The 17,781-nt window shown below is 73.0% G+C and carries 21 protein-coding genes; 9 read left to right on the plus strand and 12 right to left on the minus strand.

Translation table 11 applies throughout. From position 1 onward, the window contains the following. Positions 1–13: 13 nt before the first annotated feature. Both AC1DP1_RS18505 and AC1DP1_RS18510 read right to left on the minus strand, forming a co-directional pair. Positions 14–601 carry a cytochrome b/b6 domain-containing protein gene (locus AC1DP1_RS18505; RefSeq protein WP_477508083.1) on the minus strand — a complete coding sequence of 196 codons (588 nt, stop codon included), beginning with the start codon at positions 599–601 and terminating at the stop codon, positions 14–16. Between the two features lie 10 nt (positions 602–611). Then, positions 612–2,249, minus strand: a complete 1,638-nt coding sequence (locus AC1DP1_RS18510; protein ID WP_477508084.1) for an ABC-F family ATP-binding cassette domain-containing protein — start codon at positions 2,247–2,249, stop codon at positions 612–614. Between the two features lie 42 nt (positions 2,250–2,291). Between AC1DP1_RS18510 and AC1DP1_RS18515 the strand changes: the two genes are divergently transcribed. Next, entirely contained in the window at positions 2,292–2,936 is a 645-nt protein-coding gene (locus AC1DP1_RS18515) for a sulfotransferase family 2 domain-containing protein (protein ID WP_477508085.1), read from the plus strand. On the opposite strand, the gene AC1DP1_RS18520 is transcribed toward AC1DP1_RS18515, so the two are convergent. After that, positions 2,927–3,604: a hypothetical protein gene (locus AC1DP1_RS18520; RefSeq protein ID WP_477508086.1), complete on the minus strand. Its 678-nt coding sequence runs from the start codon at positions 3,602–3,604 to the stop codon at positions 2,927–2,929. The genes AC1DP1_RS18515 and AC1DP1_RS18520 overlap by 10 nt on opposite strands. Before the next feature lie 91 nt (positions 3,605–3,695). On the opposite strand from AC1DP1_RS18520, the gene AC1DP1_RS18525 reads away from it, so the two are divergent. Both AC1DP1_RS18525 and AC1DP1_RS18530 read left to right on the plus strand, forming a co-directional pair. Further along, the gene (locus tag AC1DP1_RS18525) at positions 3,696–4,340 is read left to right on the plus strand and encodes a sulfotransferase family 2 domain-containing protein (RefSeq protein ID WP_477508087.1); all 645 of its coding nucleotides are present in this window, start codon (positions 3,696–3,698) and stop codon (positions 4,338–4,340) included. A gap of 26 nt (positions 4,341–4,366) precedes the next feature. After that, entirely contained in the window at positions 4,367–5,104 is a 738-nt protein-coding gene (locus AC1DP1_RS18530) for a dienelactone hydrolase family protein (protein ID WP_477508088.1), read from the plus strand. 10 nt (positions 5,105–5,114) lie between these two features. On the opposite strand, the gene AC1DP1_RS18535 is transcribed toward AC1DP1_RS18530, so the two are convergent. Then, positions 5,115–5,768 (minus strand): GntR family transcriptional regulator, encoded by a 654-nt coding sequence (locus tag AC1DP1_RS18535; RefSeq protein WP_477508089.1) that lies wholly within the window; start codon positions 5,766–5,768, stop codon positions 5,115–5,117. Between the two features lie 91 nt (positions 5,769–5,859). On the opposite strand from AC1DP1_RS18535, the gene AC1DP1_RS18540 reads away from it, so the two are divergent. Continuing rightward, the gene (locus AC1DP1_RS18540) at positions 5,860–6,105 is read left to right on the plus strand and encodes a DUF2630 family protein (protein WP_477508090.1); all 246 of its coding nucleotides are present in this window, start codon (positions 5,860–5,862) and stop codon (positions 6,103–6,105) included. A gap of 60 nt (positions 6,106–6,165) precedes the next feature. Then, positions 6,166–7,002, plus strand: coding sequence for a MerR family transcriptional regulator (locus AC1DP1_RS18545; protein WP_477508091.1), 837 nt, complete (start codon positions 6,166–6,168; stop codon positions 7,000–7,002). Here AC1DP1_RS18545 and AC1DP1_RS18550 read toward each other — a convergent pair. After that, complete coding sequence (locus AC1DP1_RS18550) at positions 6,975–8,801, minus strand: helix-turn-helix domain-containing protein (RefSeq protein WP_477508092.1); 1,827 nt, start codon at positions 8,799–8,801, stop codon at positions 6,975–6,977. The two genes, AC1DP1_RS18545 and AC1DP1_RS18550, sit on opposite strands and share 28 nt — an antisense overlap. A gap of 114 nt (positions 8,802–8,915) precedes the next feature. On the opposite strand from AC1DP1_RS18550, the gene AC1DP1_RS18555 reads away from it, so the two are divergent. Further along, positions 8,916–9,269, plus strand: coding sequence for a nuclear transport factor 2 family protein (locus tag AC1DP1_RS18555; RefSeq protein ID WP_477508093.1), 354 nt, complete (start codon positions 8,916–8,918; stop codon positions 9,267–9,269). Positions 9,270–9,396: 127 nt separating this feature from the next. After that, complete coding sequence (locus tag AC1DP1_RS18560) at positions 9,397–10,098, plus strand: alpha/beta fold hydrolase (RefSeq protein WP_477508094.1); 702 nt, start codon at positions 9,397–9,399, stop codon at positions 10,096–10,098. 42 nt (positions 10,099–10,140) lie between these two features. Here the strand turns inward: AC1DP1_RS18560 and AC1DP1_RS18565 are convergent, their stop codons facing one another. Further along, positions 10,141–10,737, minus strand: a complete 597-nt coding sequence (locus AC1DP1_RS18565) for a hypothetical protein (protein WP_477508095.1) — start codon at positions 10,735–10,737, stop codon at positions 10,141–10,143. Positions 10,738–10,798: 61 nt separating this feature from the next. On the opposite strand from AC1DP1_RS18565, the gene AC1DP1_RS18570 reads away from it, so the two are divergent. Then, positions 10,799–12,085: an alpha/beta hydrolase fold domain-containing protein gene (locus AC1DP1_RS18570; protein ID WP_477508096.1), complete on the plus strand. Its 1,287-nt coding sequence runs from the start codon at positions 10,799–10,801 to the stop codon at positions 12,083–12,085. Here the strand turns inward: AC1DP1_RS18570 and AC1DP1_RS18575 are convergent. Next, complete coding sequence (locus AC1DP1_RS18575) at positions 12,082–12,420, minus strand: VOC family protein (protein WP_477508097.1); 339 nt, start codon at positions 12,418–12,420, stop codon at positions 12,082–12,084. The two genes, AC1DP1_RS18570 and AC1DP1_RS18575, sit on opposite strands and share 4 nt — an antisense overlap. 92 nt (positions 12,421–12,512) lie before the next feature. On the opposite strand from AC1DP1_RS18575, the gene AC1DP1_RS18580 reads away from it, so the two are divergent. Further along, positions 12,513–13,160, plus strand: coding sequence for a class I SAM-dependent methyltransferase (locus AC1DP1_RS18580; protein ID WP_477508136.1), 648 nt, complete (start codon positions 12,513–12,515; stop codon positions 13,158–13,160). On the opposite strand, the gene AC1DP1_RS18585 is transcribed toward AC1DP1_RS18580, so the two are convergent. From AC1DP1_RS18585 to AC1DP1_RS18605, 5 genes are all read right to left on the minus strand, one after another. After that, positions 13,119–14,255, minus strand: a complete 1,137-nt coding sequence (locus tag AC1DP1_RS18585; protein WP_477508098.1) for a prenyltransferase — start codon at positions 14,253–14,255, stop codon at positions 13,119–13,121. The genes AC1DP1_RS18580 and AC1DP1_RS18585 overlap by 42 nt on opposite strands. Further along, the gene (locus tag AC1DP1_RS18590; RefSeq protein WP_457186794.1) at positions 14,252–15,001 is read right to left on the minus strand and encodes a class I SAM-dependent methyltransferase; all 750 of its coding nucleotides are present in this window, start codon (positions 14,999–15,001) and stop codon (positions 14,252–14,254) included. The genes AC1DP1_RS18585 and AC1DP1_RS18590 overlap by 4 nt, the downstream gene beginning before the upstream one ends. Before the next feature lies 1 nt (position 15,002). Continuing rightward, positions 15,003–16,265, minus strand: a complete 1,263-nt coding sequence (locus tag AC1DP1_RS18595) for a glycosyltransferase family 4 protein (protein ID WP_477508099.1) — start codon at positions 16,263–16,265, stop codon at positions 15,003–15,005. Positions 16,266–16,343: 78 nt separating this feature from the next. Then, positions 16,344–16,757: a hypothetical protein gene (locus tag AC1DP1_RS18600; RefSeq protein ID WP_457186790.1), complete on the minus strand. Its 414-nt coding sequence runs from the start codon at positions 16,755–16,757 to the stop codon at positions 16,344–16,346. A gap of 8 nt (positions 16,758–16,765) precedes the next feature. Further along, a complete protein-coding gene (locus tag AC1DP1_RS18605) occupies positions 16,766–17,737 on the minus strand; it encodes an NAD(P)/FAD-dependent oxidoreductase (RefSeq protein WP_477508100.1) in 972 nt (323 codons plus the stop codon). Positions 17,738–17,781: the final 44 nt, after the last annotated feature.

The raw sequence follows: 17,781 nt of genomic DNA on the forward strand, positions 1-17,781 counted from the left end.
GTCCGACCGGCGGTCAGAGCATCCGACGCAGGATGACCGGCCGCAGGTTGGTCGAGAGGTGCGCCGCGAGCGCCACGAAGAACGCGACGTGGGCGGCGACGTGCAGCGGCAGCCAGGCGTCGTCCCCGGTGGCGACCAGCACGATCCCGCTGAGCGGCACGACGACCAGCAGCGCCAGCAGGGCGCGCTCGGTCCAGTGGACCAGTCGTCTCTGGCCTGCGGAGAGGTGCTCGGACCACGGCGGCAGGCCGGCGACCCTGCGCCACAGCGGGCGCACGACGCCCAGCGCCAGCACGGTGAGGCCGAGGATCAGGTGCACCTCGGCGAGGTCGAACCCGCCACCGAGCAGGTCGTAGTCGTCGGCGCGGGCCTCGCACTGGTCCTCGAGCCGGTCGAGCCGGTCCTCCTCCACGTCGCTGGTGTCGCCGCCGCTCCGGCCCTCCCCGGGCGGGTCGCAGTCGCCGTCGAGGTCGAGGAGGTAGCCGACCGCGAGCTGGGCGGCCACGGCCAGCACCGTCAGCCAGTGCAGGACCTTCTGCGAGGCGCGGTAGCCGCGCCTCTCCCCCGTCGCCTCCTCGGTCGTCTCCCCCGTCGTCGTCACGCCGGGGATGCTAGCGAGCGGTGACCCGGCCGCCGTCGACGTCCCAGCGCTGGTCGAGGGTGACGTTGGCCAGCATCCGGCGGTCGTGGGAGACCAGCAGCAGCGTGCCGTCGTACGTCGCCAGCGCCTGCTCGAGCTGCTCGATGGCGGGCAGGTCGAGGTGGTTGGTGGGCTCGTCGAGGACGAGCAGGTTGACGCCGCGGGCCTGCAGGAGCGCCATGGCGGCGCGGGTGCGCTCGCCGGGCGAGAGCCGGTGGACGAGGCTGCCGACCTGGTCGGCCTTGAGGCCGAACTTGGCCAGCAGGGTGCGCACCTCCGCCGGGGTCATCGCCGGTACGGCGGCCTCGAAGGCCTCGCCGAGCGGCAGCGCCTCCGCCAGCGACGTACGTGCCTGGTCGATCTCGCCGACCGCGACGCTCGCGCCGAGCGAGGCACGGCCCTCGTCGGGCGCCAGGTGTCCGAGCAGCAGCCGCAGCAGGGTGGTCTTGCCGGCGCCGTTGGGGCCGGTGATGGCGATGCGGTCCCCGGCCGAGACCTGGAGCGAGACCGGCCCCAGCTGGAAGTCGCCGAGCCGGACGACCGCCGCGTCGAGGACGGCGACGACGCTCGACGAGCGGGGCGCGGCCGCGATGTCGAACTGCAGCACCCACTCCTTCCGGGGCTCCTCGACCTCCTCGAGGCGCGCGATCCGGGACTCCATCTGCCGCACCTTCTGGGCCTGCTTCTCCGACGACTCGCTCTGGGCGCGCCGGCGGATCTTGTCGTTGTCGGGCGCCTTCCGCATCGCGTTGCGCACGCCCTGCGAGCTCCACTCCCGCTGGGTGCGAGCGCGGGAGACGAGGTCGGCCTTCTTGTCCGCGAACTCCTCGTAGGCCTCGCGGGCGTGCCGCCGGGCGACCGCCCGCTCCTCGAGGTAGGCGTCGTAGCCGCCGTCGTAGACCGCGACCTGCCGCTGGGCGAGGTCGACCTCGACGACCCGGGTGACGCAGCGGGCCAGGAACTCCCGGTCGTGGGAGACCACGACGACGCCGGCGCGGAGGCCACGGACGAACGACTCCAGCCGGTCGAGACCGGCGAGGTCGAGGTCGTTCGTGGGCTCGTCGAGGAGCACCACGTCGAACCGGCTCAGCAGCAGCGCGGCGAGGGCCGCACGGGCCGCCTGACCACCCGAGAGCGTGGTCATGAGGGCGTCCAGGCCGAGGTCGAGGCCGAGCTCCGCCAGGACCGCGGGAGCACGGTCCTCGAGGTCCGGCGCGCCGGTCGCCAGCCAGTGGTCCAGCGCGACGGCGTACACGTCGGGCGCCTCGGGGTCCTCCGACTCGAGCGCCGCGGCCGCGTCCTCCATCGCCCGGGTGGCGCGGGTCGCGCCCGTGCGGCGGCCGAGGTAGCCGGCGATCGTCTCGCCGGCGATGCGCTCGTGCTCCTGCGGCAGCCAGCCCACGAAGGCGTCCGAGGGGGCGGTCGACACCCGCCCGGCCATCGGCGCCGACTCGCCGGCGAGCAGCCGCAGCAACGTGGACTTCCCGGCGCCGTTGGCCCCGACGACCCCCACCACGTCGCCCGGGGAGACGGTCAGGTTCAGGGACTCGAAGAGGGTGCGCGGCCCGTGGCCACCGGCCAGGTCCTTCGCGACGAGGGTGCCGGTCACGGGCCCAGAGTAGTCAGGCGGAGCGTGGGATAACCTCGCCGCGTGCTGATCAGCGACTCGCGCAAGGTCCTCTTCGTCCACGTCCCCAAGACGGGCGGCGTGTCGGTGGAGGAGACCGTCAAGGAGGCCTGCCCCGACGCGCGCAAGGCGCGTGTCCCGATCGGCCGCCACGCGACGCTGGGCAAGATCATCATGAACGAGCCGCAGGTGATCGACTACTGGACCTTCGGGTTCGTCCGCAACCCGTGGGCCCGGATGGTCTCGTGGTACTCGATGATCTCGGCCTGGGACCGTCGGCACGGACCCAGCAGCGGCAAGCCGCAGGACGTCAAGCACGGCTCGATGCGCGACGGCAACGAGATGTGGCGAGCGGCCTCGGCCTACTCCGGCTTCGACGAGTTCGTGATGCGCGGGACCGAGGAGCTGCCGCGCGTCGGCACGCCGCAGATCACCTACCTGCGCGCGCCGAAGCACGGTCGCGAGGTCGACTTCATCGGTCGCACGGAGAACTTCGTCGCGGACCTGCAGCGGGTGCAGGTGCAGCTCGGCCTCGAGCCGTCGACGCCCGTGCACAAGAACAAGTCCAAGCACGGCACGTACCACGACTACTACACCGACGAGACGCGCCAGCGGATCGCCGAGGTCTACGCCGAGGACATCGAGGTCTTCGGCTACACCTACGACTGACGGCCAGGGCGTGCCGGGCCGTCGAGGTCCGGCAGGCGGGTGCCGCGGGCGCCCGACCACTCGCCCGTGGCCTCGAGCCGGCGCCACACGTCGTACTCCGGCGCGAAGTGGGCCACCAGCGCCTCGCGGGTGGCGAAGCCGAGCTCCCCGTGCTCGGCGGTGGAGGCGTTGCGCCGCTCGAAGTCCAACGGCCGGCCGATCCGCTTGCTGAACCACGCCGACCAGACATCGGGCCGGTCGACGGCGAAGACCCGGTCGACGGCGACCGCACCCTGGGCGTGGATGAACCTCGCCGGGCGCCCCTTGGGGACCGGCGCGTCGTCGTGGCCGGCGAGGTAGTGGAGGGCGAACTCCTCGAACGTCATGTCGGCGGTCGACTGCCGGCTGTCCTCGCGCGCCCGGTAGCGCCACCACGACTCGAGCCAGGCGATCGGCTCACGGAACATCGCGACGAGCTCGTAGGACTCGCGCGGGTGCCCCTGCTCGGCGAGCTCGTGGGCCTTGGTGTGCACGAAGCCGCGTGCCGGGAGGTGCTTGCGGCCGGGGGGTGCGCTGACCGACTCGGTGGCGTACGGCGACAGCGTCCGCTCGAGGGCCGTGCTCGCCGTCTTGGGCAGGGCGAGGAGCACGAAGTCCCGACCGGGCCCGAGCTCGAGGAACGTCATCACGGGCCGATCATCCCGCACCGGCGCGTCCGGTCGGCGGCCGGGCGAGACGCAGGCGGCGCCTGTCACCGGTGCGTGGGTTAGCCTCGCGCCCGTGCTCATCTCCGACGACAAGCGCGCGCTCTTCGTGCACGTGCCCAAGACCGGCGGGGTGTCGGTCGGGGTCGCGTTCGAGCGCTGCTGTCCCGATGCGCGGAGCAAGGCACCCGGCGTCACTCCCCCGCTCGGCCGACACGCGCCGTACGCCCGGATCCTGCGCGCGGAGCCGCAGACGGCCGGCTACTGGTCCTTCGCCTTCGTGCGGAACCCCTGGGCGCGGATGGTGTCGTGGTGGTCGATGATCCAGGACTGGGACCTCGAGTGGGGCCCGTCGAGCGGCCGCCCGCAGGGCGGGGAGGCCACGCGGATGCGCGGCAACGACATGTGGCGGGCGGCGGCGGCGTACGCCGGCTTCGACGAGTTCGTTCTGCGCGGCACCGACGAGCTGCCCCGGGTCGGCCGGCCGCAGGTCGACTACCTCCGCGCGCCCGACCGCGAGGTCGACTTCGTCGGACGGACCGAGACCTTCGCCGACGACCTCGCCCACGTCGAGCGGCGGCTCGGCAGCGAGCCGGTCCACGTCCCGCACCGCAACAAGTCGCCGCACGGCAGCTACCGCGACTACTACACCGACGCGACCCGGGCGAAGGTCGCCGAGGTCTACGCGCGCGACCTCGAGGCGTTCGGCTACACGTTCTGATCCCGGGTGCGCGGCATGATGCGCGCATGAGCTTCCCGGACGGCTGGGCCCAGGGCACGCACACGTACGACGGCGTCACCCATCCGACGTACCGGCGGGGCAGTGGACCGGGCGTCATCGTGATCCACGAGATCCCCGGCATCACCCCCGAGGTCGCGGCCTTCGCCCAGGAGGTCGTCGACGCGGGGCACACCGTGGTCATGCCGAGCCTGTTCGGCACCGACGGCGCTGGGATGACCGCCGGGTCGGTCGCCCGCACCCTGCGCCAGGTCTGCGTCAGCCGAGAGTTCACCAAGCTGAGGACCGGAGAGACGACACCCGTCGCGGTGTGGCTGCGCTCGCTCGCGCGCGACCTGCACGCCGAGCTCGGAGGCCCCGGCGTGGGCGCGCTCGGGATGTGCTTCACGGGCGGGTTCGCCCTGGCGATGCTGGTGGACCCGGCCGTGGTGGCACCAGTGCTCTGCCAACCGAGCACGCCGTTCGCGATCGGCCCGACCAGGTCGCGCGACGTCAACCTCTCCCCCGCCGACCTCGACATCGTCAAGGGCCGGTGCGCCGCCGGCCAGCAGGTGCTGGGCGTGCGCTACCGGTCCGACCCCGCGGTCGGCAAGCGCTTCGAGACACTCACCACCGAGCTGGGCGACGCCTTCATCCGCGTGGAGCTCGAGGGCAAGGGGCACTCCACCGTGACCGCCCACCGCTCGCAGGTGGCCGTCGACGCCGTGCTGGCGTTCTTCGGCGAGCAGCTGCAGCAGGCGCCGTGAGCCGACCGGCTCACTCCCCGTCGTCGGTCGAGAGCGCGTGGAAGGTGTCGAGGACGACCGACGCCGCGCCCTCGGCATCCCCCTCGCCGCACAGCCGCACCAGGTCGTGGTGCCGGGCGACCGACTCGCGAGCGCCAGCCGACGCGAAGCGGAGCCGCTCCGCGCGTCGCAGGACCGGGACGAACTGGTCGAGCACCGTCGCGAGGGCGCGGTTGCCGCACACCCGGACCGGCACGCCGTGGAGCTCGTCGTCGGCACGCAGCGCGGCGTCGACGTCACCCGCGGCGACGGCCTCCGCGAAGCGGGCCTCGGCCGCGCGCATCTCGTCGAGGTCGTCGGGCGTGAGCCGTGGCACCGCCTGGAGGACCGCCAGCTCGTGCATCGCGGCGACCACGTCGCGGGCCTCGCGCACGGCTGTCGCGCTGATGGTGCTCACGGTCGTCGAGTGTCCCGGGCGGGCGACCACGAGCCCCGTCTGCGCGAGTCGCAGCAGCGCCTCGCGGACGGGCGTACGGCTGACGCCGAGCCACGCGGCCAGCTCGGCGTCGCGCAGCTGCTCGCCCGGCTCGAAGGTCCCGTCGATGATCGCGTCCCGCAGCCGGCCGTACACGTCGTCGCGCAGCAGCTGACGCCCGACACCGGGGGCGGACTGGGGTATCGGCATGCAACGTATTGCACATTGCCGACTCGTCACCGTCAACGCGGGCGCCCGCACGACGGTCGTGCGAGGCCAGCACCGGCGTACGGTGGCAGGCATGAGCGACGACGACATCCCGGGCCGGGTGCGTTCCCTCGTCGAGCGGGAGCACGAGCTCCGCGCCCTGCGCGCGAGCGGTGAGCTGAGCAGTGCCGACGAGCGGGACGAGATGCAGCGCGTCGAGGAGGCCCTCGACCAGTGCTGGGACCTCCTCCGGCAGCGCCGTGCCAGGTCCGAGTTCGGAGGGGACCCGGACGACGCCGACGCCCGCCCCACCGGCGTGGTGGAGAACTACCTGCAGTAGCCGGCGGCGGCCGCGAGCCGGTCTGGACCCTCCCCCCGGGAGAGGGTGCAGACTGCCCGGGTGTCGGCCCGCCTCAGTATCGGTGAGTTCTCCCGCCTGACCCACGTGAGCGTGCGCACCCTGCGGCGCCACCACGAGGCCGGGCTGCTGGTCCCCGCCACCGTGGACCCGGTGACGGGCTACCGCTACTACACGGGTGAGCAGATCCCCACGGCCCAGGTCATCCACCGCCTCCGCGAGCTCGATGTGCCACTCGCGGCCGTGCGACGCATCCTGGACGCGCCCGACCCCGGCACCCGCGCGGACCTGGTGGCCGAGCACCTGCACCGCCTCGAGGCCGAGCTCGACCGCACGCGGGCGGCCGTCCGCTCGCTGCGGCGGCTCCTGGCACCCGAACCAGCAGCGATGCACGTCGAGGTGCGCGCGGTCCCGGCGACGTCGGTGGCCGCCATCGAGGCCGACGTCGTGCTCGACGAGGTGCTGAGCTGGTACGCCGGGGCGATGGCCGAGCTCGACGCCGCCCTGCCTCTGCTCGTCGGACCTCCCGGAGGGGTGTACGACAACGCGCTCTTCGAGGTCGGCCGGGGTCACGTGCTGGTGCACCGGCCCGTCGACGACCCACCGCGGACCGGCCGGGTGCACCCCGTGGAGCTGCCGGCGGTCGAGCTCGCCGTGGCGACCCACGTGGGCGACCACGACGACATCGAGGTGACCTACGGCGAGGTCGGCGCCTGGGTCGTGGCCAACGCCCTGCAGGTGGCCGGTCCCGTGCGCGAGACGTACCTCGTCGGCCCGCGCGACACCGACGACGCCTCGGCGTGGCGCACCGAGATCGGGTGGCCCGTCTTCTCGGTGGCCACGGGCGCCGGTCAGTCCGCGTCGGGCACCACGCCCTGAGCGTCGACCGGCCCGTCGGACCGCGTCCCGGAGCGGGCCAGGTGGACCTGCAGCGCCAGCTGCAGCGGGAACCACGCGTCGGGCGCGCTGACGTCGAAGCCGCTCAGCTGTGACGCCCGGGTCAGGCGCTGGGCGAGCGTGTTGCGGTGGATCACCAGGTCCCGCGCTGCGGCGCTCCGGCTCCGGAGGTGCAGGTACGTCGCGACCGTGCCCAGCAGCTCGGTGCCCTTGACGCGGTCGTACTCGGCGATGCTCTCGACGGCCACGGCGTACCGGTCCCGGACGCCCGTCACGCTCGCGACGCGGCTCAGCAGCAGGTGGTGCCCGACGTCGTCGAGCGTGAACACGCCGGCCGGCTGCGGCAGCGAGCTGGCGACGCTCATCGCCTCGCGAGCCTCGGCGAGCGCGTCGGCGAAGCCGTCCACCGACGCCACCGGTCGCGAGACACCCACGGTCAGCGCGGCGCCCGCGGCCCGCGCGTGGGCGCACGCGCGGAGCAGGGGCCCGCGGAGCGCGTCCACCGACCCGCTCGCCGACGGCCACGGCACGACGGCGACGGCCTGGTGGGGCGTCGACCCCGTCAGCGTCCCGGCCGGCAACGCCGCGACCCGCTCGAGGACGGTGTCGAGCTCGGCCGCGATCGGGTCCGACGTGCACGCCGCCACGAAGACGTGGGCGCCCGCGCGGTCAAGACCGAGCGCCTCGGCCCGACGACGCAGGTCGTCCCCGGCCAGTCGTCCGGAGGTGACGGCCCGGAGGAACCAGGTCAGGCCGTTGCGGTCGTCGAGCTCCTCCAGCGCGATCCCGAGCCGCGTCGCCACCGCCACGTGCCCCGCGATGGCGGGGAGCAGCCCGGCGGGGGTCGGATGAGGGCGGCCCGGCACGAGGACGTGAGCCTCGATCCTGCCGAGCTCGTCGGGCCCGCACCGCACGGCGGCGGTCGCGAGCGGCTGGGACTGGCCCTCCAGGGCGCGGGCGACGCGCTCGGCAGCGACCTGCCACGTGATCCGCGCCCGGCGCAGGTCGCCGTCGATCTCGAGCAGCGCGCGGCGCAGGCCCGCGGCCGGCGCGCGGCGGTCCGGGTCGGCGCCGGAGGCCACGGCGACGACCATGCGGTCGCCTCCCGACGGGTCGGCGACGACCGCCACCACCAGGTCCGCCGCGAGGCCGGTCAGCGCGAGCTGAGCGGCGCTGTCCACGACCCTGCCGGCGGCCGCCCGCGTGGCGACCAGGTCGCCGAGCTCGCGCAGACCCTCCTCGGTGCGGGTCAGGGTGCCGACCTGCTCGCGCAGGCGCTCCCTCTCGAGCGACGGCGCGAGCAGCGACGCCACGTGCTCGACCAGCGGGACCTCGTACGCCGCGAACCCGTCGTCGGGCGTCGCCCACACCGTGATGCCTCCGACCAGCTCGTCAGCCGACGACACCACCGGCACCGAGAAGATCGCGCCGTACCGCTCCTCGCCGATCCCCGGGTACGGCAGGAAGTGCGGGTCGCTGGCCGGCTCACTGGGGACCACGTAGCTCTCCCGCGAGACGGCCGCCCAGCCGGTCACGCCGCCGCCGTACGGAACCCGCAGGGTCCCGACCTCGCGCGCGGCGGGGCTCTCGGTGGCGCCGACCAGGAGGAGGTCGTCGGCGCCCGAGTCGTACAGGTAGACGTAGACGTCCCGGGTCGGTCGTGCGCTCCGCACGGCCTCGGCGACCCGCGAGCAGACGACCCGGAGGTCCGGGTCGGACCCCACCGCGTCGGCGACGCTGCGCAGCACCTCGAGCTCGAGGGCGGCGGAGGTCCGGGTCACCGGCCCACCCTCCCGCGACACCGGGTGCCGCGTCCACGTCCCCGGCCGGACCCTCTCCCGGCGGGAGACATCCGTCCTTGACCCTCCGTCCGGGGGCGGCCGCACGCTCGTGGCATGACCACACACACGAACGACATCGACACCGCCCAGCTCCCCGCCACGATCCGCGCCTTCCTGGCCGCGCACGCCGCCCGCGAGGTGGACGCCGCCATGCGAGCGTTCGCCGCAGACCCGCTGGTCGTCGACCAGGACGAGACGTTCCAGGGGACCGCGCAGGTGCGGCACTTCCTCACCGACGCCGGCACCGAGTTCACCTACACCTCCGAGCTCGTCGGCGCCCGACGCACGGACGACACGCACTGGGTGGCCGTCCTCCATCTCGAGGGCGACTTCCCCGGCGGCGTCGCGGACCTGGAGTACGCGTTCGTCCTCGACGGCGACCTGGTCACCCAGCTGAGGATCCGCTGACCGCGGGGACCTGATGCCTCACCCGTGCCGAGCCGGGCGCCTGCGAAGTGTGTGCAGGTTGCCCATCGTCCGGGGCCGGCAACAACGCTCCAATATATCGCATACCACTTCCATCGAAGGAGAACTCATGAGCAGCAGCGACACCTCCATCACGAACATCGTCCTGGTCCACGGCGCCTTCGCCGACGGCTCCGGTTGGCGGAGGGTCTACGACCTCCTCACCGATCGCGGCTACCGGGTCACCGTGGTGCAGAACCCCCTCACGTCCTTCGACGACGACGTAGCCGCCACCCGCCGCGTCCTGGCCCAGCAGGACGGCCCCACGATCCTCGTCGGGCACTCCTGGGGAGGCACCGTCATCACCGAGGCCGGCACGCACCAGCACGTCGCGGGGCTGGTCTACGTCGCCGCCCTGATCCCCGACAGCGGCCAGACCTCGGGGCAGCAGTACGAGGGCTTCGCCGCCACCCCGGACTTCGTCATCGACGTCGGCGACGACGGCTTCGGATTCCTCCGCCCCGACGCGTTCCAGAAGGGCTTCGCCGCCGATGCCAGCGACGCCGAGGCCGCCTTCATGCGCGACACCCAGGTCCCGGTCAACATGGCCGTCTTCGCCCGGCCCGTCTCCGAGGCGGCGTGGCACACCCGACCGAGCTGGGCGGTGTGGGGCACCCAGGACAAGGCGTTCGACCAGGCGATGCTGCGCCACATGGCAGAGCGTGCCGGCGCCACGATCACCACCGTCGAGGGCAGCCACGCCGTCTACCTCACCCAGGCCGAGACCGTCGCCGACGTCATCATGACCGCCGCCGAGAAGGCCTCCACCTGACGCCGAGCGCAGTCGTGCGCGCCCCGGACCTCCGGGACGACGTCATCCGGCTCGCCGGAACAGCTCGACCAGCAGGTTCGCGTAGCCGACGGTGTCGTCGATCGCCCGGTGGGTGTGCTCCACCTCGCCGAACCACGCGCTCGGGAGCGTGTCGACGTCCACGAGCCCCGCGGGCTCCCCCGTCACCGCCGCCGCATAGCTCCGCAGGCACAGGCCGCCGCCGACGAACAGCCGGTCCTCCTCGTGGTGGCCCTGCCTGATGCCGTAGGGGGTGAAGCGGCGGAGGTAGTGGTCCACCCAGATGCCGTCGAGGGCCAGCGGGAAGGCCGCGAACATGCGCGGCCAGGGCAGGTCCTGCAGCCACGAGACGTAGCGCTCCATCACGCGGACGACCGGCTCGGGGTCGAGGGTCGCCGCCTCCCACGCGCCCGGGTGGGATTCGAACCACGCCATCGTTGCGGCGTCCGGGGAGGTGCCGGGCAGTGGCTCCAGGACCGCCTCGAACCGCCCGTGCTCGACGCCGTCGGCGGTCACGGCGACCGACGCGAAGGAGCGCATGGAGTTGATGCCCGGCCACGGGCCGTCGAGCTCGACGTCGGTGACGACGTAGGTCCAGGGATCCGCAGCACGTGAGTCCACCCCGAGATGATGCCGGGGACCACCCCGTGAGGAATCGGTACCGGCAAGTAACATTGACCCCGTGAGCTTCCTGTTCCGCCAGTCAGTGATCGCAGCCCTCACCGCCAACGCCGTGCGCCCACCGCGCGGCCAGCGTGCCGGTGTGCCGTCCTTCGCCGCCGGCTGGCTCTTCGGCGAGACCGCGCCGCAGATGCTCGCCCTGACCGCGCTGGACGCCGCCACCCACCTGACGAAGGGCCGTCGTACGGGCCTGCGCGCCAAGGCGGGACTCGCCCTCGCCGGGGCCAGTGCGCTCGGCCTGGCCCACCTGGTGCGGCAGAGCCGCCGCGCGGCCGACGTGCTGGACGACGCGCTCGTGGAGGGGCTCGGCGTCGACTACGTGGAGCAGCTCGACGCGGCTCCCGACCCGGCCGACCTGGCGACGCCGTGGCGCAGCCTGGCCCGGCCGTTCGACTTCCGGGACGACGCGGTCCGGGTGATCCGCAACCTGCCCTACTCCGAGGCCGGACGCCGCGGTCACCTCGACATCTACCTGCCGGCCGGCGACGAGGCGATCAAGGACGCGCCCGTGCTCCTGCAGGTGCACGGCGGGGCCTGGACCCTCGGCGCCAAGGAGCACCAGGGCCGGCCCCTGATGAACCGGATGGCCGCCAAGGGGTGGGTGTGCGTGGCGATCAACTACCGCCTCGCCCCCCGCGACCCGTGGCCAGCCCATATCGTCGACGTCAAGCGCGCCATCGCCTGGGTCAGGGACAACATCGCCGACCACGGCGGTGACCCCGACTACCTCGTGATCACCGGCGGATCAGCCGGGGGCCACCTCGCCGCGCTGGCGGCGCTGACCCCCGGCGACCCGCAGTTCCAGCCCGGCTTCGAGGACGCCGACACCTCCGTGCAGGCGGCCGTGCCGTTCTACGGGGTCTACGACTTCGCCGGGTCGACCGGGCTCGCCAACGCCATCGGCATGCGCGACGCCTTCCTCGGCCCCCGCGTCATGCAGACGACGTGGAAGGACGCACCAGACGTCTACGAGGCCGCCTCCCCCATCCTGCGCATCACGCCCGACGCGTCGGACTTCTTCGTCATCCACGGCGAGCTGGACAGCCTGGTGGCCGTCGACCAGGCGCGGATGTTCGTCGCCGAGCTGCGACGCACGTCGGAGAAGTCGGTGGTGTACGCCGAGCTGCCGGGCGCCCAGCACGCCTTCGACGTCTTCCACTCGATCCGCAGCGCCCACGCGGTGCGGGCCGTCGACCGCTACCTCACCTGGCACTGGAACACCTGGCGCCACGGCCTCGAGGCCGACAGCGGCGTCGACCCCGCAGAGCTCGACGGCGCCGCCAGCTAGCCCTGGGTGATGAACCCGACCTGGTTGCCGGCCGGGTCGGTCAGCAGCGCGAGCGACGTCCCGCCGCCGACCTCCGTCACGGGACGTACGACGGTCCCGCCGGCCGCCTCGACCTCGGCCACCTTGGCCGCGAGGTCGTCGGTCGCCCAGTAGACGACCGGACCGGTCATCCGGTCGCGCTCGCCGTTGGGGTTCAGCCCGACCTCCTGGCCGTCGAGGTTGAACCCGACGTAGTAGGGCGTCTCGGTGTGCGGCTCGGCGCCCCACGCCGTGCGGTAGAACGCCGTCGCGGCCTCGAGGTCGGCGGTGGGGATGACGATCGTGTGGTTGCTCATGTCTGCTCCTCGGAGAGTGGGTGACTGGATGCCTTCACCCACCTGACGCGTGCCGGGACGCAGGTGTGACCGCACTAGGGTCGTCTCCCGTGATGCCCGCCGACCTGCTCGCCCATGCCCGCGCCGCGAAGGGCTTCATGCCCGAGGACGAGGGGGCGCTGCTGCACCGCTGGGCCCGCGAGCGGCTCCCGTTCGGTCCCGCCCTCGAGGTCGGCACCTACTGCGGCAAGTCGGCCGTCTGGCTGGGCGCCGCCGCCCGCGAGGTCGGCGGCACGGTCGTCACCGTCGACCACCACCGCGGATCCGAGGAGAACCAGGCGGGCTGGGAGCACCACGACGACAGCCTCGTCGACCACGACCTCGGCGTGATGGACACGCTGCCGACCTTCCGCCGCACCCTCGCGGCGGCGGGTCTGGAGGACCAGGTGGTGGCGGTCGTCGGCCGCTCGGAGACGGTCGGCGCGTGGTGGCGTACGCCGCTCTCGCTGCTCTTCATCGACGGCGGCCACGGGGTCGAGCCCGCCCGCACGGACTTCCGCACCTGGCCGCACTGGGTGATGGCGGGCGGCGTGCTCGCCATCCACGACGTCTTCCCCGACCCCGCGGACGGCGGCCGTCCCCCCTACGAGGACATCTACCTCCCCGCGCTGGCGAGCGGCGCCTTCACCGAGGTCGAGGCGGTCGGGTCGATGCGGGTGCTACGCCGTACGTCCGGCGACGCCGGCGACCCGCTCGGCTGAACCGTCGGCCGACGGGCACCCGCACTCCAGCCCGATCTCCGCGAAGTCCGGCGCCAGCGTCGTGCCGCGCATGATGTCCGCACCCGGCGTCCCGTCGCTGAGCGCGTCCACGGCCAGGACCACCGCCGCCGCCGTGTAGGTCGTCTGCTCCGCGGGCCAGTTCACGCCCACCTCGTCGACGTCCGTGGGGAACACGTAGCCGGTCCAGTAGGACCCCTCCGCGGTGCGCAGGTGCTGCATGTCGGCGAGCAGCTGCAACGCCCGGGCACGGTCGCCGAGGGCGTCGAGGGCGAGCACGAGCTCGCAGGTCTCCGCGCCCGTCACCCACGGGTTCTCCGAGACGCACCGGATGCCGAGGCCCGGCTCGACGAAGGTGTCCCACCGCTCCGCGAGCAGCGCGTGCGCCTCGGGCCCGCGCACCGCCCCGCCAAGCACCGGGTAGTACCAGTCCATCGAGAACGTCGACTTGTCCAGGAAGAGGTCGCGGTGCTCGCGCAGGGCGTGGCCGAGGCGGCCGCCCGCGAGCTCCCACTCGACCTGCGGCTCCCCCACCAGCTCCGCAAGCGCCACGCCCGCGCGCAGCGAGTGGTAGATGCTCGACGATCCCGCGAGCAGGGCGTCCTCGTTGACCGGCCCCGGTCGGCCGTCGTGCCACTCCTGCGACCAGGCGATGCCGCCGAACGGCAGCTGCATCGAGACCACGAAGTCCAGCGCGCGGCGCACCGTCGGCCACATCAGCCGGACGAACGCCTCATCGCGCTCGACCAGCCAGTGGTGCCACGCGGCGACGGCGACGTAGGCCGACATGTTGGTCTCGCCGGAGTGGTCCTCCACCTCGCCGACCACGATCTTCATCGGCCAGGAGCCGTCGACCCGCTGGGTCTCGCGCGCCCACGAGAAGGCTCGCTCGGCCGCGTCCCGCTGGTCGCCGACGACCAACGCCATCGCCGCCTCGAGGTGGTTCCACACGTCGGTGTGCTCGCCGGGCGTCCACGGGATCGCCCCGGACGGCTCCTGCACCGCCGCGATGGTGGCAGCGGTCTGCTCGACCTGGGCGCGGGTGAGGATCGCGTCGACGGCGGGGGCTCCGCTCACGCCGCGTCCGGCTTGCGGAAGTAGAGCACCATGCTCTTCCCGATGAGCGGGTCGAGCACCTTGCCGGCGTACTGCAGCGCCTTGGGGTTCTTCATGATCTCCCACACCAGCAGCTTGTGGTACGCCTTGGCGAGCGGGTGGTCGTCGTTGGTGACGCCGACGGCGCACTTGATCCACCAGTAGGGCGTGTGCAGGCCGTGGGCGTGGTCGCGGCCGGTGAAGACCATCGCGTCGCCGGGGGTGCCGTCGTTGGGACGTCCGGCCTTGGTGACCTTGTCCACGAGCTCCTGGGCCGTGTAGATCCGGATGTGGCCGCCCTCGGCGTTGTGGTAGTCCTCGGACAGCTTCCAGTTGACGACCTCGGGCAGCCAGCGCGGCACGGAGATCGCCAGCGTGCCGCCCGGGCGAACGACCCGCACGAGCTCCTTGATCGCGTCGACGTCGGCGTGGATGTGCTCCAGCACCTCGGCGGCCACGACCCGGTCGAACTCCCCGTCGGCGAACGGCAGGGCGAGCGCGTCGCCCTCCTTCACGTCGGCCTCGGCACCCGCCGGCACTTCGCCGGCCTCGCGCATCGCGGCGAACCACTCGCGCACGGTCGCGAGCTCGTCGGCGTCCTGGTCGAAGGCGATGACGTCGGCACCGCGCTTGTACATCTCGAACGCGTGGCGGCCCGCGCCGCAGCCCATGTCGAGCACGCGGTCGCCCGGGCGCAGCCCGAGCCGGTCGAAGTCGACGGTCAGCACGTCAGCTCTCCTCCTGGCGCCGCGCGCCCTGCTCGCCGTGGAAGGCGGCGATGGTCTCCTCGTAGGCGGCGGCGGTGGCCTCGGCCACGGCACGCCAGCTGAACAGCTCCTCGACGCGGGCCCGTCCGGCCGCACCCATCGCCGTACGACGCTCCGGGTCGTCGAGCAACGCCGCGACCGCCTGCTCGAGCTCGCCCACGTCGCCGGGGGTGACCAGGTCGGCGCAGACCCCGTCCGGGCCGACGACCTCCGGGATCGCCCCGGCCCGCGACACCACCAGCGGGGTCGCGCAGGCCATGAGCTCGGCGGTCGGGAGCGAGAAGCCCTCGTAGAGCGAGGGCACGCAGGCCACCTCGGCCGAGCCCATCACCTCGACGAGCTCGGCGTCGCTGACGCCGTTGACGAAGGTCACCTTGTCGGCGATGCCGAGCTGGTCGATGAGCTGCTCGGTGCGCCCGCCGGGCTCCGGCCGGGTCACGAGGACCAGCGAGACGTCGCGCTCGACGGCGAGCTTGGCGAAGGCCTCGAGCAGGGTCGCGATGCCCTTCATCGGCGCGTCGGCGCTGGCCATGGCCAGGATCCGGCCGGGAACCCGCGGGATGGTCGGTGGGACGAAGACGTCGTCGACCCCGAGCAGGATGGTCCGCATCCGGGCCGGGTCGACCCCGAAGTCGCGCGCCACGTCACGACGCGAGGACTCCGACGGCACGAGCACCGTGCGGTAGCGCTTGGCGACCTTCGTCTGCATCCGCAGGAAGCCGTACCAGCGGCGCAGGGTCAGCCGCTTGCGCCACGTCGGCGCGGTCTGGAGGTCGATCTGCCGGTCCATGGTGATGGGGTGGTGGATGGTCGCGACCACCGGGAGGCCGTAGGACTCCAGCTCCATGATCCCGGTGCCCAGCACCTGGTTGTCGTGGGCGACGTCGAAGTCGCCGGCGCGCTCCTTCATCAGCCGCGCGATGCGCGAGCTGAAGGTCTTGGGCTCGGGGAACCCGGCCGTGCACATGGTGAGGAACTCCTCGATGTCGATCCGGTCGCGGAACTCGCGCAGCTTCGGCACCCGGAACGGGTCGGGCTCGCGGTAGAGGTCGAGGCTCGGCACCTTGGTGAGCACGACCCCCTCGTCGAGGTCGGGGTAGGGCTGGCCGGAGAACACCTCCACCTCGTGCCCGAGCCGGACGAGCTCGCGGCTGAGGTGGCGTATGTAGACGCCCTGACCGCCGCAGTGCGGCTTGCTGCGGTAGGACAGCATGGCGATGCGCACTGTGGTCTGCCTTTCGTGGCGCTTCGTGAGTGCCCCATTATGCCTACTCGTCGGTAGCGGCTGAGACGGCTCCGGGCCTCACGAACCCGCGACGACCCGGAACTCGTGGTCGAAGGTCGCGCCGGCCGCGTCGTACGGCCTCACCTCGACGTCCGCCACTCGCCCGGAGACGCCGGCACCGACCGGCGCGAACGCGAGCCCCTGCTCCACCGCCGCGACGATCCGCGCACGCCCCACGAGCAGCTCGTCGGACGGGACCTCGGCGCCGAGCTGGCGCAGCACCAGCACGCAGATCGCGTGGAACGACCTCTCGTCGGAAGGGTCGTAGCCCAGCGGCTCGGACTCGTCGTCACGTGCCGGGCGCACCGCGAGTCGCACGGTGAGGTCGACGAGCACCAGCATCTCGTCGCGCGCCACCACAGGACAGCCGGTGAGCACGTAGTCCCGGTCGCGCGTGTCGGCAGCCCCGGACGATCGTGTGAACAGTCCCATCGCGTCGCTCATCCCTCGCTGGAGTGACCGGGGAAGACGTGGGCCGAGGGGTCGAGCACCACCGCGACGTTGTTGACGGCGGTGGCGGCCTCCCCGAAGCCGACGGCGATGAGCCGGACCTTGCCGGGGTAGTCGGTGATGTCACCGGCCGCGAAGACCCGCGCCAGGTTCGTGCGCATCGAGGAGTCGACGACGACGTGCCGCTTCTGCGTCTCGAGTCCCCACTGCTGGATCGCGCCGAGGTCCGCGATGAAGCCGAGGGCGGCGACGAGCGCCTGTGCCTTCAGGGTCTGCGGCTCCTCGCCGTCGACGCTGACCACGACCTCCTCGAGGTGGGCGTCACCGCGCAGCTCGGTCACCTGGGCGTTGGTGATGATCTGGACGCTGGAGTCCTTGACCGCGGCCACGGTGCGCTCGTGGGCGCGGAACGCGTCGCGGCGGTGGACGAGCGTGACCGACGTGGCGATCGGCTCGAGGTGCTGGGCCCAGTCGAACGCGCTGTCACCTCCCCCGACGATGACCACGTCCTTCCCGGCGTACGGCGCGAAGCTGGGCACGAAGAACTCCATGCCCCGCCCGACCCAGCCCTCGCCGGCCGGCAGCGGCCGCGGGCTGAACTTGCCGATGCCCGAGGTGATGAGGACTCCGCCGGCCGTGACGCGGGTGCCGTCGTCGAGGGTGACGACGACCTGGTCCTCGCCGTGCTCGAGCGTGGTGGCCGTGCGGTCCAGCAGGTACGTCGGGTCGGCGGTGGCGGCCTGCGCCACCAGACCTTCCACGAGGTCGCGGCCCTTCACGCTGGGGAAGCCGGCGACGTCGAGGATCGCCTTCTCGGGGTACATCGCGGTGATCTGGCCGCCGAGCTCGGGCAGCGAGTCGACCACCGCGACGCTCAGGCCGCGGAAGCCGGCGTAGTAGGCGGAGAACAACCCCGTCGGGCCCGCGCCGATGATGAGCAGGTCGGTCGTCACGTCGTCCACGTCGCGGATCCTTCCGTCGGGGCGTCCCGGCCACAAGGGCCGGT

It is taken from the genome of Nocardioides sp. P4_G10 (assembly GCF_056401175.1).